The sequence below is a fragment of the Streptomyces sp. NRRL F-5727 genome, from assembly GCF_000719555.1.
In the GTDB taxonomy this organism is placed as follows: domain Bacteria; phylum Actinomycetota; class Actinomycetes; order Streptomycetales; family Streptomycetaceae; genus Streptomyces.
The window spans coordinates 1-14,076 of record NZ_JOGX01000004.1 but is presented as its reverse complement, the minus strand read 5'-3'; the positions used below and the strand labels follow the sequence as shown (position 1 = coordinate 14,076).

Annotated in this window: 9 protein-coding genes and 1 pseudogene; 6 read left to right on the top strand and 4 right to left on the bottom strand. The window is 72.7% G+C overall.

The window, feature by feature from the left end; all coding sequences use genetic code 11:
• Nucleotides 1-184 precede the first annotated feature (184 nt).
• From IF73_RS0103820 to IF73_RS37395, 3 genes and pseudogenes are all read right to left on the bottom strand, one after another.
• Nucleotides 185-2,323, bottom strand: a complete 2,139-nt coding sequence (locus IF73_RS0103820) for a glycoside hydrolase family 9 protein (protein ID WP_234338146.1) — start codon at nucleotides 2,321-2,323, stop codon at nucleotides 185-187.
• Between the two features lie 302 nt (nucleotides 2,324-2,625).
• On the bottom strand, nucleotides 2,626-3,906 hold the full coding sequence (locus IF73_RS0103815) for a glycoside hydrolase family 6 protein (protein ID WP_031003386.1): 1,281 nt from the start codon (nucleotides 3,904-3,906) through the stop codon (nucleotides 2,626-2,628).
• 91 nt (nucleotides 3,907-3,997) lie between these two features.
• Nucleotides 3,998-4,962: pseudogene (locus IF73_RS37395) on the bottom strand (glycoside hydrolase family 6 protein).
• Between the two features lie 353 nt (nucleotides 4,963-5,315).
• On the opposite strand from IF73_RS37395, the gene IF73_RS0103805 reads away from it, so the two are divergent.
• From IF73_RS0103805 to IF73_RS0103785, 5 genes are all read left to right on the top strand, one after another.
• Nucleotides 5,316-6,329: a LacI family DNA-binding transcriptional regulator gene (locus IF73_RS0103805; RefSeq protein ID WP_031003385.1), complete on the top strand. Its 1,014-nt coding sequence runs from the start codon at nucleotides 5,316-5,318 to the stop codon at nucleotides 6,327-6,329.
• 303 nt (nucleotides 6,330-6,632) lie between these two features.
• Nucleotides 6,633-7,943 carry an extracellular solute-binding protein gene (locus tag IF73_RS0103800; RefSeq protein ID WP_031003384.1) on the top strand — a complete coding sequence of 437 codons (1,311 nt, stop codon included), beginning with the start codon at nucleotides 6,633-6,635 and terminating at the stop codon, nucleotides 7,941-7,943.
• A 125-nt stretch (nucleotides 7,944-8,068) separates the two neighbouring features.
• Nucleotides 8,069-9,073 carry a carbohydrate ABC transporter permease gene (locus tag IF73_RS0103795; protein WP_051716510.1) on the top strand — a complete coding sequence of 335 codons (1,005 nt, stop codon included), beginning with the start codon at nucleotides 8,069-8,071 and terminating at the stop codon, nucleotides 9,071-9,073.
• Nucleotides 9,074-9,086: 13 nt separating this feature from the next.
• Entirely contained in the window at nucleotides 9,087-9,995 is a 909-nt protein-coding gene (locus IF73_RS0103790) for a carbohydrate ABC transporter permease (RefSeq protein ID WP_031003381.1), read from the top strand.
• 49 nt (nucleotides 9,996-10,044) lie between these two features.
• A complete protein-coding gene (locus tag IF73_RS0103785; protein WP_031003380.1) occupies nucleotides 10,045-11,514 on the top strand; it encodes a GH1 family beta-glucosidase in 1,470 nt (489 codons plus the stop codon).
• Nucleotides 11,515-11,526: 12 nt separating this feature from the next.
• Here IF73_RS0103785 and IF73_RS0103780 read toward each other — a convergent pair whose 3' ends face one another.
• Nucleotides 11,527-12,543 carry a zinc-dependent alcohol dehydrogenase gene (locus IF73_RS0103780; protein ID WP_031003378.1) on the bottom strand — a complete coding sequence of 339 codons (1,017 nt, stop codon included), beginning with the start codon at nucleotides 12,541-12,543 and terminating at the stop codon, nucleotides 11,527-11,529.
• Between the two features lie 438 nt (nucleotides 12,544-12,981).
• On the opposite strand from IF73_RS0103780, the gene IF73_RS0103775 reads away from it, so the two are divergent.
• Nucleotides 12,982-13,983: an ABC transporter substrate-binding protein gene (locus IF73_RS0103775; RefSeq protein ID WP_031003377.1), complete on the top strand. Its 1,002-nt coding sequence runs from the start codon at nucleotides 12,982-12,984 to the stop codon at nucleotides 13,981-13,983.
• The last annotated feature ends 93 nt before the right edge of the window (nucleotides 13,984-14,076 follow it).

Here is a 14,076-nt window from a genome sequence, read left to right as displayed (position 1 = left end):
GGCCCGCCGCCACGCGGTCGTGGTGACGACGTGTCGGTTGTGCGGGTCAGGTGAGAGCTTCGGGCCCGGTGTGAGGACGGTCAACAACGCGGGGTGGAGATCACGCCAGCGGACCGCCCGGCCGATCCGGCCGGAACGCGCAGGGCCCGGCTCCCCGCGCGAGGGGGAGCCGGGCCGGCCGGGTTCAGGCGCAGGCGCCCGCGTTGAGCGTGAAGGCCGTGGGGGAGGAGGTCGAGCCGGTGTGGGTCCCCTGGACTCCGAAGCTCACGGTCGCGCCGGGGGCGATCGTCCGGTTCCAGTCGGTGTTGCGGGCGCTGACGGCCGTGCCGCTCTGGGTGACGGTGGCGTTCCACGCGCTCGTGACGGTCTGGCCGGCCGGGTGGGTCCAGGCCAGCTGCCAGCCGTCCACGGCCGTCGGGCCGGTGTTCCTGACGGTGACGTTCGCGGTGAAGCCGGTGTTCCACGAGTTGGTCACGGTGTACGTCACCGCGCAGGCGGCGGCGGGCGGTTCGCCGCCGCCGTCGGAGGTCCGCTCGGCGGCGTAGGCGGCGAGCCAGGCCAGGGGGGCGTTCCAGTTGACCGCCACTTCGTTGGTCGAGTACGAGTCGATGTGGTCGATGTAGCAGGCCGCGGGGGCGCAGCCGCGCAGCCGCTCCTGGGCCACCGGGTCCTGGAGCGCGCTGTTGGGGCCGCCCGCCAGCGAGCCGGCCGGCGGGTGGGGCAGCGAGGCGTCCAGCTGGTGCGCCCAGAAGCGGTGGTGCTGGTTCTGCGCGGACGTCTCGCCGTGGCCGGTGACGTAGGACAGGCCCAGGGCGTTGCGTCCCAGCAGGTAGTCCATGGTCTCCAGGGCGCCGGCGCGGTAGCGCGCGTCGCCCGTCAGCTCGCCGGCGACCGCCATGACGATCGCGTCGTTGGCGACCTCGCCGTTCGATCCCCAGAAGTAGCCGTCCGCGGGCACGGGGACGGCGTATCCCTGGGCGGCCATCCTGGCGAGGTAGCCGTCGGCCGCGGCGGTCACCGAGGAGCGGATCCGGGCCGTGTCGGCGGCGGGCAGCCCGGTCGGGACGGTGGCCAGGACGAGCCGGCCGAGCGCGGCGGTGTCCGCCCAGCCGAAGCCGTACGGGCTGAAGGCGTCGGCGGAGGTGTGCCAGGACGAGGAGGTGACCGCGTCCCGGTAGGCGCTCTCGCCGGTCGCCGCGTACAGCTCGGCGGCCGCCCAGTAGAACTCGTCCGTGACCCGCGCGTCCTCGTAGGCGCCGCCGCCCGTGCTGTCCGAAGCCGGCGCGTACATCGCCGGGTTGGCCTTCGCGGCGGTCCAGGCACGGCGGGCCGACGCCAGACAGCGGTCGGCGTAGCCGGCGTCGTACGGCCGGATGACCCGGGCGCACTGCGCGGCGGCGGCCGCCAGGTTGAGGGTGGCCGCCGTGGACGGGCGGTGCAGTTCGCGCGGCTGGGGGTCCTGTTCGGGACGCATCGGCATGCCGGTCCAGGCCGCGTCGTGGATCTTGTGGAAGGCCATGCCCGCGAACGGCTTGCCGTCGGGCACCTGCATCCGCATGAGGAAGTCGAGCTCCCAGCGCGCTTCGTCGAGGACGTCGGGCACGCCGTTGCCGCGCTCGGGGACGCGCAGGGTGGAGTCGCCCAGCGCCGCCTCCTTGCCCGCCCGCTCGGCCCGCTCGAAGGAGTTGACGAGCAGCCAGGTGGAGAGGCCGCCGTTGACCACGTACTTGCCGTGGTCGCCGGCGTCGTACCAGCCGCCCCGCACGTCCTGCGTGTAGTCGCACACGCCGGCCTGGCAGGGGACGGAGACGTCGCCCTTGTTGGGCGCGACGCCCAGGTGTCCGGCCGGGCGGGCGTAGGCGGAACCCACCAGGGAGGCGTCGATCGCGATACCGCTGCGCTGGTGGTGGAAGAAGGCCATGGAGTCGGAGCGCAGCGCGTCGTAGAGGTCCGTGCGGATGTCGAAGGGCGCGCTGCTGCTGCCGTCCACGGTCAGGACGTATCCGCTGCCGGTCGCCCGGTGCGCGGAGAAGTCGGCCACCTGGACGGACTGCCCGGAGGGGGCGTCCGCGCCGCGTGGAACGGTCGATCCGGAGGCGACCACCGTGCCGGAGGCGTTCCGCAGCTGCCAGGCGAGCGCCTGGCTCGCCGTGGTGACGACGGTGGCGCGCTTCGGTCCGTCGGGCAGGTAGCCGACCTGGTTGACGCGCACGGCCGAGGTCGCCGCCGCGGTCGTGGCGGACGCGCCCGGGGCGGCCGGTGCGGCCGCGAGGCCGCCGAGGAGGAGCGCGCCCGTGAGGAGCGCGGCGGGTAACGAGGTCATGGCGGGGGGCATGTGCGGCTCCTGCGGGATGTCGTGGGGCGTCGGCGGGACGGGGCGGGGTGGCGCGCGAGCCGGTGGGGAGCGGAGCTCCCCGGAAGGCTCGGCCTCCGTGCGACACAGGGGACGTGGGAGCGCTCCCAAGCAACGGAGGTTAGTGACGCCCGCCGTCCACCGTCAACGGTCGCGACGACGACGGCGAGAAGGCGGCCGCCCGGCCCGCTCGCGGAGGGCGAGACGGTACGACGGGTGCTCCGGCCCCGGGCGAGAGCCTGCCCGGGGCCGGACGGGGGCGGGAGCGGGCGTCAGCGGTTGAAGGTCAGCCGCGGTGCCGCGTTGCGGGCCAGGGTGTGGGCCTGCTCGGGCCACCAGGTGCCCGCCGGCGGGTCGACGATGCCGTACTCGGGGTCGATCGTGCCGCCGGTGTTGCGCGTGCAGCTGCCGTCGGACTCGCCGGGGATCTTGATCCACAGGTAGGCGTCGACGAGCGGGACACCGGTGTCGGCGGTCGGGCGCGGGCCGAGGCCGCGGCCGGGCGCGTTGCACCAGATCTCCGGGTCGCCGGTGTACTTGCCGGGCTCGGGGGTCCAGGCGCCCAGGCCGTTGCGGCTGGTGTCGATGACGAAGTGCTCCAGCGCGTCGGCGGGCGGGTTCCCCATGGCCTGGTCGTACCAGGCGTCGGTCCAGCGCCAGGTGGCCGGGTCGGCGGAGTCGACCGCGTTGCCCGAGGCGCCGTCGTTGGGCGCGGCGGCCGAGTAGTACTGGGTGGCGCACCAGTCGGTGTGGCCGCGGGCGTGCTCGGGGCCCTCGGTGGCGTACCACATGCACTTGGCGATCCAGGTGCCGTAACGCGCGTTGTGGTCGGTCGGGTGGGTGTTGGAGACGTTGAGGGCGAAGCCGTCGCTGTCCTGGACGCCGGCGTCGAGCAGGCGCCGCGCCATCTCGCCGACGGGCCGCCACAGGACGTTGCCCGCGTCGAGGTAGACCGCGGTGCGGGCCTGGGACTTGAGGGTCCTGACGGCGTAGGCGAGGTCGGCGACGCGGGTCGCGGTGAGCTCGCCGGTCGGGTCGACGTCCGGTCCGCAGTCGTTCGGGAGGAGCGCCAGGCCGTCGGGCTCGACCACGACGACGGCCTTGCTGTCGCCGATGCCGGCGGCGAAGGCGTCGATCCACTGCCGGTAGGCGGCGGAGGACGCGGCGCCGCCGCTGGAGTACTGGGAGCAGTCGCGGCCCGGGACGTTGTAGGCGACCAGGACGGGGGTGCGGTTCACCACCCGGGCCTCGCGGACGAGGCCCCTCACCTTGGCCCGGACCTCGTCCGGCGTGCCCTCGGTGAACCACTCGGCCTGCGGCCAGCTCGCGAGCCGGGCCATGTTCACGGCGTTCGTGAGGTCGCCGTTCCCGAGGTCGGTGAGCGCCTGCCTGGCGGCCTTGCTGTGCGGGTCCACGTAGAACTTCGTGGCCGGGGTGAGCGGGTCCGTGGCGGGCGCGGCCTGCGCCTGTCCCTGCGTCGCGGTGAGGGCGGCGCAGGCCGCGAGTGCCGCGAGGGCGGCGGTCGCACGGCGCCGTAGGGTGCGTGGCTTCATGGGGGCTCCTGGTCGGAGGGGCGGGGGCGGGGGTGGTGGAGCCTGTGGCCCGGTCGCGGGGCGGCGGAGTCCGGGCCACAGGAGTCGGATGTCAGTAGCCGTAGATCATCTTGTAGGCGACCTCCGGCAGAAACTGGCCGGCCGTGGAGCCGGTCCCGACGCCGCAGTTGCCGTCGGACTCGCCCGGGGCCTTGATCCACAGCAGCATCTCGGCGCCGCCGCCCAGTCGGGTGGCGTGCCGATGCGGCGGCCGGCCGCGTTGCACCACTCGCCGTTGGAGCCGTTGCCGTTGCGGCTGGTGTCGACGACGAACGGCTTGGTGTAGCCGTAGCGGGCGGCCAGTTCGCCGTTGACGGCGTTGCCGTAGGCGGTGTTCTGGGCGGTGGTGTAGTAGTTCGAGATGTTGAGGGAGAAGCCGTGCGCCTGCCGGAGCCCGGCCTCGTGGAGACGCTGGGCCATCGCCGCCGCGCTGATCCAGCCGGGGTTGCCGGCGTCGAGGTAGACCCAGGTGTTGGGGGCCTGGCGGTTGAACTCCGCGACGGCGCCGCTGATCATGCCCTGGCGTTCGCGGATCTGGGTCTGGTTCAGGCAGCCGTAGTCCGCGAGGGAGTCGGGTTCGAGGAGGACGACGGCCGGGCGGTTGGCGATCCCGCCGGCGAACTGCGCGATCCAGGTCGCGTAGGCGGAGGCCGAGGAGGCCCCGCCGCCGGAGTGCCCGCCGCACGAGTCGCGGAGGTAGATGTTGTACGCGACCAGGATGGGCAGCTTGTCGCGGGAGTCGGCCGCGCCGACGTACGCGCCCGTCGCGGTGCCGATCGTGCCGCTCCAGGAGCCGAACCAGCGGGCCATCGGCGTGTTGGCGAGGGAGGTGTTGATCGCGGGGGCGCGGCCGTCGCCGGAGTTGGCGGCGACCCACTTCTTCGCGCTGGAGTCCGGGTCCACGTAGAACCCGCTGGTCATGGTCGTGGGGTCCGCCGCGTGGGCGGACGGGGCGAGGGTGAGCGCCAACGGCAGCGCGGCAAGGGCTGCGACGAGGGCGCGGATTCGGCGGCGCATGGCTGTACCTCGGTTTCCTGGCGGCGGACGCGCCGCGCGCTCTCGTCCCGAGCGTGCGGCGCACTGAGGAAGTGCGGTGGTACGAGGTCCCCGGTGTGGCGGTGGCTCCGACCTCGGGGGACACCAGCACGCCTCGGACGTGCGGAGATCCTTGGAAGCGCTCCCACTGGAAGCGGTTCCAGTCCTCGGTCTGCATGTCCGGGGCGTGGCCGTATCGTGTGTTCCGCTGATCGTCACTGTCAAGTGGCCTCGTGTAACCGACACTTCACATGACGGCGATCACCCTTTACAGTCCTGGAACTGGAAGCGCTTCCAGCCTTCCAGGCGTTCAGGCCGCGACAGGAAGGCGGATCATGGCCGAAGAGGTGCCGCGCCGGCAGTCGACCCTCGACGAGGTGGCCGAACTGGCCGGAGTCTCACGGTCGGTGGCCTCGCGTGTGCTCAACAACGCTCCGCACGTCAGCCGCGCCAAACGCGAGGCGGTCGAACGGGCCGTCCACCGCCTCGGATACGTACCGAACCCGACCGCCCGGGCGCTGGCGACCCGTCAGACCGGCGCGGCCGCCCTGGTCGTCTCGGGGGAGGATCCGTCGATCTTCGCGGATCCGTTCTTCGCCCAGGTGATCGTGGGGGCCTCGGCGGCCCTGGAGGACGCCGACCTGCATCTGATGCTGTGTCTGGCCGCCTCCGACCGGGGGCGCAGGCGCGTGGAGCAACTGCTCCGGTCCAAGGGGGCCGACGGCGTGATGCTCATGGCGCTGCGCGAGGACGATCCACTGGCCCGCATGGCGCAGGAGGCGGAGATGCCCGTCGTGTTCGGCGGGCGCCCGGTCGGTTTAGACCCCCGGTGGTACGTGGACGTCGACAACGTCGGCGGAGCGCGCGCGGCGACCGAGCACCTGATCTCGCTCGGCCGGACCCGCGTCGCCACGATCTGCGGGCGCCTTGACACCGAGGTGGGGCGCGCCCGTCACCGCGGCTACCGGGATGCGATGCTGGCGGCGGGCCTGGAGCCGTATCCGCCGCGGGCCGGCGACTTCACCGAGGCCAGCGGGGCGGAGGCCATGGACGAGCTGCTGGCACGTCATCCGGACCTGGACGGGGTCTTCGCCGCCAGCGACAACATGGGCGTGGGGGCGCTGCGCACCCTGCGCGCGGCCGGCCGCCGCGTCCCCGACGACCTCGCCGTGATCGGCTTCGACGACCTGGCCGTGGCCCGGATCGCCGATCCGCCGCTGACCACGGTGCACCAGCCCATAGAGGGTCTCGGCCGCGAGATGGCGCGCATGCTCGTCGCGCTCCTCGGCGGACAGGACCCCACCCCGCTGATCCTCCCGACCCGCATGGTGGTGCGCGCCAGCGCCTGACGGGGCACGTCGCGGCGGGCCTCCCGGCCCGCCGCCTCCGCCCGCCGCCTGTGCCCGTCCGGGTTCCGCCGTGCGCCGATCCGCGCGCGACGCCCGCCCCCGGCCGACCGCCTTGACAGACCGTCAAGGGGGCGGCAGGGTTTCGACGCCACCGTTTGGGAGCGCTCCCAAACCGGGATTCAGCCCCGACAGCGTGGCCTCTCCCCGGCCTTCGAAGGCCCCTTCATCCCGCGCCGGTCACCCGCCCTCCGGGCGAGCCGCCGGCGTAACCCCCACCCCTCCCTGACGCATCGAGGAGATGCCATGTCCCGCCCGACCGTGCAGCGCGCCCGTGTCCGCTCCGCCGTTCTCGCCTCCTCCGCGGCGGCGCTCGCGCTCGTCCTCGCCGGCTGCTCGTCCTCCGACGGCGGATCCGCCGCCGCCGACGGGAAGATCACCCTGACCGTCGGCACCTTCGGGACCTTCGGCTACAAGGAGGCCGGCCTGTACGACGCCTACATGAAGGCGCACCCGGGGATCACCATCAAGGAGAACCCGACGACCGTCGAGGGCAACTACTGGACCGCCCTGCAGACCCGCCTGTCCGGCGGCGGCCTCGACGACGTCCAGGCCCTGGAGGTCGGCCGCATATCCCTCGCCACCTCCGAGGACCTCGCCGACGCCTTCGCCGACCTGTCCGACGCCCCCGGCGTCGAGAAGAAGAACTACCTGCCCTGGAAGTGGGACCAGGCCACCACCCGGGACGGCAGGACGATCGGTCTGGGCACCGACGTCGGCCCGATGGCCATCTGCTACCGCCAGGACCTGTTCAAGGCCGCGGGCCTGCCCTCCGACCCCGAGTCGGTCGGCCGGCTGTGGGCCGGCGACTGGGCGAAGTTCGTCGAGACGGGCAAGCGGTACCAGGCCAAGGCGCCCAAGGGCACCTACTTCATGGACAGCGCCACCGGACTGTTCAACGCCGTCGTCTCCAGCAGCCCCGTCCAGTACTACAAGGACGGCAAGCTCGCCTACAAGGACTCGCCCAGCGTCCGGACCGCCTGGGACCTGGCCGTCAAGGCCGTCCAGAGCAAGACCAGCCAGGGCCTGAAGATGTTCGACACCCCCTGGCAGACCGCGTTCTCCAAGTCCACCTTCGCCACCACCGTCTGCCCCTCCTGGCAGCAGGCCAACATCCAGCAGTTCTCCGGCCCCGCCAACAAGGGCAAGTGGAACATCGCCCAGCCCCCGGCCGCCGGAAACTGGGGCGGCTCCTTCCTGGCCGTGCCCGCCTCCGGCAAGCACGTCGAGGAGGCCAGGAAGCTCGTCGCCTGGCTCACCGCGCCCGAGCAGCAGGCGAAGGTCTTCCAGAAGGTCGGCAACATCCCCGCCAACCAGGCCGCCTACGACCTGCCGGGCGTCGTGGACTACAAGAACCCCTACATCGGCCCCGGCGCCGCCACCGGAAAGATCTTCTCCACCGCCGCCCAGGCCATCAAGCCCGCCGAGATCGGCCCGCACGCGCAGGACCTGTCGGGCGCGTTCGGCACCGGCGTCCAGCTCATGGAGCAGAACGGCAAGAGCCCGGCCGAGGCGTGGGACGCCACGGTGCGCGAGGTCGACAGCACCATCCAGTAACGCTCCCCGCCTCGCCCGCCTCTCCCCGGCCGCCGTCGCGAGGGAGGGGGCGGCCGGCCACAGGGGAGCCGGCCGCCCCCACCCCCGTACCGCCGCACCGGCCGTCACCACCGAAGGAACCGCCCGTGGCCTCCACGACCGCACCCAGCCGCAACGGCCCCACAGGCCGGCAGCCCACCCCGCCGCCCCCGCCCCGTCCCGCCCGGACCTCGGCCTGGCGCAGCCGCCTGCACCGCTGGGACACCAAGGGCACCCCGTACGCCCTCGTCGCCCCCTTCTTCCTCGTCTTCGCCGCCTTCGGCCTCTTCCCGCTGCTCTACACGGGATGGCTCTCCTTCCACCGGGTGAGCCTGTACAACGTCGACCGCGCCGAATGGGTCGGCCTGCGCAACTACGCGGACCTGTTCACCGGCCAGGTCAGCCACTACTTCTGGAACGCCCTCCTCAACACCTTCACCCTCGGCGTCCTGTCCACCGTCCCGCAGCTGCTGATGGCGCTGGGCCTCGCCCACCTGCTCAACTACCGGCTGCGCGCCCGCGGATTCCTGCGCACGGCACTCCTCGCCCCGTACGCGACGTCCGTCGCCGCCGCCACCCTCGTCTTCGCCCTGATCTTCAGCCCCGAGGGCGGCATGGCCAACTGGTTCCTCGGCCTGTTCGGCGCCGGACCCGTGCACTGGGAGGCCGGCCGCTGGAGCTCGCAGTTCGCGATCTCCACCATCGTCACCTGGCGCTGGACCGGCTACAACGCCCTCATCTACCTCGCCGCCATGCAGGCCGTGCCGCGCGAACTGTACGAGGCCGCCGCCCTGGACGGCGCCAACCGCTGGCAGCAGTTCCTGCACGTCACGATCCCCGCCCTGCGGCCGACGATCCTCTTCACGGTGATCGTCTCGACCATCGGGGCCACCCAGCTCTTCGGCGAGCCCTACCTGTTCGGCGGCCAGAGCGGCCACCAGGGCGGCACCGACCACCAGTACGAGACCCTCGGCATCCTCATGTACGACCAGGGCTTCCACTCCAGCATGCTCGGGCGCGCCAGCGCGGTCGCCTGGATCATGTTCGGCCTGCTGCTGCTCATCGGGCTCGTCAACGCGCTGATCACCCGCCGCCTGCGCGCCTCACAGTGACGTGGAGTACCACATGACCACCACCGCCCCCGTATCCGACCGCCCCCGCCGGACGGCGACGCGACCGTCCGGCCGAGCCGGCAGCGCCGGCGGCCAGCACCGGGCCGGGCGACTCGCGCAGGTCGTCCTCGGACTCGCCGCCCTGGCCTCGCTGTTCCCGCTGTACTGGACGCTGGTCGCCGCCTCCACCGACAGCCACGCGGTCGTCTCCAGCCCGCCGCCGCTGCTGCCCGGCGGCAACCTCTTCGAGAACATGAGCTACGTCTGGCACAACGCCGGCGGGCGCGGCATGGGCGTCGCCCTGCTCAACTCCACGCTGGTGGCCGGCGCCGTCACGGTCAGCACGGTGACCTTCTCCGTGCTCGCGGGCTTCGCCTTCGCCAAACTCCGCTTCCGCGGCAAGAAGGTCATGCTCGGCCTGGTGCTGTCCACCCTCGCCGTGCCCGCGCAGCTCAGCGTCGTGCCCCTGTTCATCCTCACCAAGAACCTGGGGCTCGCCAACCACCTCGGGGCGCTGATCCTGCCCGTCCTGGTCACCGCCTTCGGCGTGTTCTTCATGCGCCAGTTCCTCTCCCAGGCGCTGCCCACGGAACTCCTGGAGGCCGCCCGGGTCGACGGCGCCAACTCGCTGCGCGTCATCTGGCACGTCGTCTTCCCCGTCGCCCGCCCGGCGATGGCGGTCCTGGGCATGCTGACCTTCGTCCAGTCCTGGAACGACTTCCTCTGGCCGATCATCGTCATGAACGGCTCCACCAACCCCACCGTCCAGGTCGCCCTCGCCGGACTGGGCACCGGCTGGTCGACCGACTGGTCCGTCATCACCGCCGGAGCGCTCATGGGCACCCTGCCGCTCCTGCTGGTCTTCGCCCTCTTCGGCCGGCACATCGTCGGCGGCATCACCCAGGGCGCCATCAAGGGCTGACCGCCTTCCCTCCTCGTCCACGCACCCTCCGTCAAAGGGAGACCCCGCCATGTCCGCAACCCCCGTCACCGCCCCCGCCACCACGGCCGTCGACCGGCTGCGGTTCCCGCCCGGCTTCCTGTGGGGCGCGGCCACCGCCGCCTACCAGATCGAGGGCGCCGTCGCCGAGGACGGCCGCACCCCCTCCATCTGGGACACCTTCTCCCACACCCCCGGCAAGGTCGCCAACGGCGACACCGGTGACATCGCCTGCGACCACTACCACCGCTACCGCACCGACGTCACCCTGATGTCCCACCTCGGCCTCCAGGCGTACCGCTTCTCCCTGGCCTGGCCGCGCATCCAGCCCGGCGGCCGCGGCCCCGCCAACGCCGCCGGCCTCGACTTCTACAGCCGGCTCGTCGACGAACTGCTCGACGCCGGCGTCCAGCCCGTCGCCACCCTCTACCACTGGGACCTTCCCCAGGCGCTGGAGACTGGAGACACGAGCGGCTCCGCCGCGGGGGGCGGCTGGACGGTGCGCGAGACCGCCGAACGCTTCGGCGAGTACGCGGCCCTGGCCGCCGACGCCCTGGGCGACCGGGTCGCCCTGTGGACCACGCTCAACGAGCCCTGGTGCTCCGCCTTCCTCGGCTACGGCTCCGGCGTCCACGCGCCCGGCCGCACCGACCCCGCCCTCGCCCTGCGCGCGGCGCACCACCTCAACCTCGGCCACGGCCGCGCCACCGCCGCCCTGCGCGCGGCCCTGCCGGGCCACGCCCGGGTCGCGGTCTCCCTCAACCTCCACCACGTCCGCCCGCTGACCGCGGACCCCGCCGACCTCGACGCGGCCCGCCGCATCGACGCCGTCGCCAACCGCGTCTTCACCGGCCCGATGCTCTCCGGCGGCTACCCGGACGACCTCCTCGCCGACACCGCCCACGTCGTCGACTGGGACGCCCTCGTCAGGCCCGGCGACGAGGCCGCCATCGGCGCCCCCATCGACCTCCTGGGCATCAACTACTACACGCCCGCCGTCGTCTCCGCCCCCGGATCCGGAACGGCCGCGGCCGACCACTCCCACGGCGAGAGCGACCACTCGCCGTGGCCCGGCTCCGAGCACGTCCAGTTCCACCGCCCGCCCGGCGACACCACGGACATGGACTGGGCCATCGACCCCACCGGCCTGTACGACCTCCTGACCGCCGTCTCCCGCGCCCACCCCGGCCTCCCGCTGGCGGTCACCGAGAACGGCGCGGCCTTCCGCGACGTCCCCGCGGCGGACGGCCGGATCCACGACCACGACCGGATCGACTACCTCCACCAGCACCTCGCGGCCGTCCACCGTGCCATCGCCGACGGCGCCGACGTACGCGGCTACTTCCTCTGGTCCCTGCTCGACAACTTCGAGTGGGCCTACGGATACGAGAAGCGCTTCGGCGCCGTCCACGTCGACTACGCCACCCAGCTGCGCACCCCGAAGCGCAGCGCCCGCTGGTACGCCAGGGCCATCGCCGCGAACGCGATCCCGGGGCTCTGAGTCAGTGGTCCGCTAGGGGCGGAGCAGGACCCTGCCGACGCCTGGGTCGCCGCCGGCCATGAGGTCCATGGCCCGCTCGAACTCCGCGACGCCCAGCTCGTGGGTGAGGAGTTCGAGCGGTGTCAGCCGTGCCAGGGTGAAGGCGCGCACGGCGTAGGACCAGGCGCCGGAGGAGGCTCCGAAGGCGGTTCCGATCGACAGCTGCCGGGCGACGACGTGGGCGGGGTCGAGCCGTTCCGCCCCGTGGACCGGGATGCCGGTGAGCACCAGGCGTCCGCCCGGCCGCAGCAGGGACGTCGCGGCGCGCGCGGTCGACGCCCCGCCCACGGCGTCGATCACGACGTCGAGGTCCGTGAGATCGGAGGAGCGGTCCCAGGTGCGGTAGGCGGTGGCCCCGAAGCGGTCGGCCAGGCCGGCTCGGCCGGGGTGCGTACCGACGACCGTCAGCCGGCCCGGCGAGAAGGCGCCGAGGAGCTGCGAGGCGAGCAGGCCGAGTGCGCCGGAGCCGATGACGGCCACCCGCGACCCGGGCAGGGGGCTCGCCTTGAGGACGGCGGCGGCCGCGCGGGCGGCGGGTTCGAGGAGCGCGGCGGCGGTGAGGTCGGTGTCCGGCGGCAGGGTGTGCAGCAGGCGGGCGGGGAGCGTCAGCGTCGGGGCCATCGCACCGGGACGGGTGAACCCGGTCTCCTCGTAGCCGGCGGCGCACAGGTCGGTCTCGCCGGCGCGGCAGGGCGCGCAGCTCTCGCAGTTCCGCAGCCCTTCGCCCACGACCTTGCGGCCGACCAGGGAAGCGGGCGCGCCCTCTCCCACGGCGGTGACGGTGCCGGACCACTCGTGGCCGGGGGTGAGCGGGTAGCGCACGTACGGGGCGGGGCGGCGGCCCAGATAGGCGTCGAGGTCGCTCCCGCACGTCCCGACGGCGTGCACCCGCACCTGCGCCTCACCGGGCCCCGGCCGCCGGGGCACGTGCTCTACGAGGCGGCACGAACCGGGAGCGTCGAGGACGACGGCCTTCCCCTGAGGGCTCACCGCGAGCCGTCTCGGGCGCCGGACCGGGCGGAACGCATGAGGCACTCCCGTCGTTCGAAATCTCGGGCGGTGTCCGAAATCGTGTCGCGACGATACGAAGCGCGGTGGAGGGTGTCAACGGTCTTCGCCCCGTGGACTCTCGGGGGTCGCCGTGCTCCTGTGAGGGTGAGTGTTAACGCTCACAACTGTGGGGCTGATACTCCCGACCGCCGTCGCGGACTCGCGTATCAAGAACGGGTAACTCCCGTACAAGCCCTTGAGTTACGAGTCTGTTAGCGCTCACAATGTGTCGCGTTCGCCAGCTCACCGATCGCCGGGGGTCGACGTCTCACCCTGCCCCTGCCCGGTCAACCACCGCTGCGCAGCCCTGCCTTCGCCGGGTCCGACCCCTTCAGGGCTCCGCCTGGTACGACGCACGTCCCCGAGAGGAACCACGACATGGCCCACAGAGCCCTCCGCGTCATCACCGCCGCCGTCCTGGCCGCTGGTGTGCTGACCGCCTGCACCACCGAGCCCGCGCCCACCGGCACCACCGGCGGTGCCGGCAAGGGCTCCTCCGACGGCAAGCTGGTGCTCGGGTTCGCCCAGGTGGGAGCCGAGAGCGGCTGGCGCACCGCCAACACCAAGTCCGTGCGCGAGTCCGCCGAGAAGGCCGGCATCACGCTGAAGTTCTCCGACGCCCAGCAGAAGCAGGAGAACCAGATCAAGGCGATCCGCACCTTCATCCAGCAGAAGGTGGACGTCATCGCCTTCTCGCCGGTGGTGGAGTCCGGCTGGGACACCGTCCTGAAGGAGGCCAAGAACGCCGGCATCCCGGTGATCCTCACCGACCGCGCCGTCGACTCGCAGGACACCTCCCTCTACCAGACCTTCCTCGGCTCCGACTTCGTCAAGGAGGGCCAGGAGGCCGGCAAGTGGCTCGTGAAGGAGTACGAGGGCACCTCCGACCCCGTCAACGTCGTCGAGCTCCAGGGCACCACCGGCTCCGCCCCCGCCAACGACCGCAAGGCCGGCTTCGCCGAGGCCATCAAGGGCGACCCCAAGTTCAAGGTCATCGCCTCCCAGACCGGCGACTTCACCCGCGCCAAGGGCAAGGAGGTCATGCAGGCGTTCCTCAAGTCCCACAAGGACATCGACGTCCTGTACGCCCACAACGACGACATGGCCCTCGGCGCCATCCAGGCCATCGAGGAGGCGGGCAAGAAGCCGGGCACCGACATCAAGGTGATCTCCGTCGACGGCATCAAGGACGCCTTCGTCGCCATGCAGGAGAAGAAGATCAACGTGGTGGTCGAGTGCAACCCGCTCCTCGGCGACCAGCTCATGGAACTCGTCAAGAAGGTCGCGGCGGGGGAGACCGTCCCGCGACGGGTCGAGGTGGAGGAGGGCGTCTTCACGCAGGACCAGGCCGCGGCCGCCCTGCCCGGACGCCAGTACTGACCCACCGCCCGCACCCGACCGGGGGCGGCCCTCGCGCCGCCCCCGGTCCCTCAGGAGAGGAGGGCGGATGACAGCCCCACCCACCCCCCGGAC

Bases quoted from the DNA above. Each gene is read 5' to 3' on its own strand.
- IF73_RS0103815 (WP_031003386.1), bottom strand. From the start codon at position 3,906: ATGAAGCCACGCACCCTACGGCGCCGTGCGACCGCCGCCCTCGCGGCA.
- IF73_RS0103775 (WP_031003377.1), top strand. From the start codon at position 12,982: ATGGCCCACAGAGCCCTCCGCGTCATCACCGCCGCCGTCCTGGCCGCT.
- IF73_RS0103790 (WP_031003381.1), top strand. From the start codon at position 9,087: ATGACCACCACCGCCCCCGTATCCGACCGCCCCCGCCGGACGGCGACG.
- IF73_RS0103820 (WP_234338146.1), bottom strand. From the start codon at position 2,323: ATGACCTCGTTACCCGCCGCGCTCCTCACGGGCGCGCTCCTCCTCGGC.
- IF73_RS0103805 (WP_031003385.1), top strand. From the start codon at position 5,316: ATGGCCGAAGAGGTGCCGCGCCGGCAGTCGACCCTCGACGAGGTGGCC.
- IF73_RS0103800 (WP_031003384.1), top strand. From the start codon at position 6,633: ATGTCCCGCCCGACCGTGCAGCGCGCCCGTGTCCGCTCCGCCGTTCTC.
- IF73_RS0103785 (WP_031003380.1), top strand. From the start codon at position 10,045: ATGTCCGCAACCCCCGTCACCGCCCCCGCCACCACGGCCGTCGACCGG.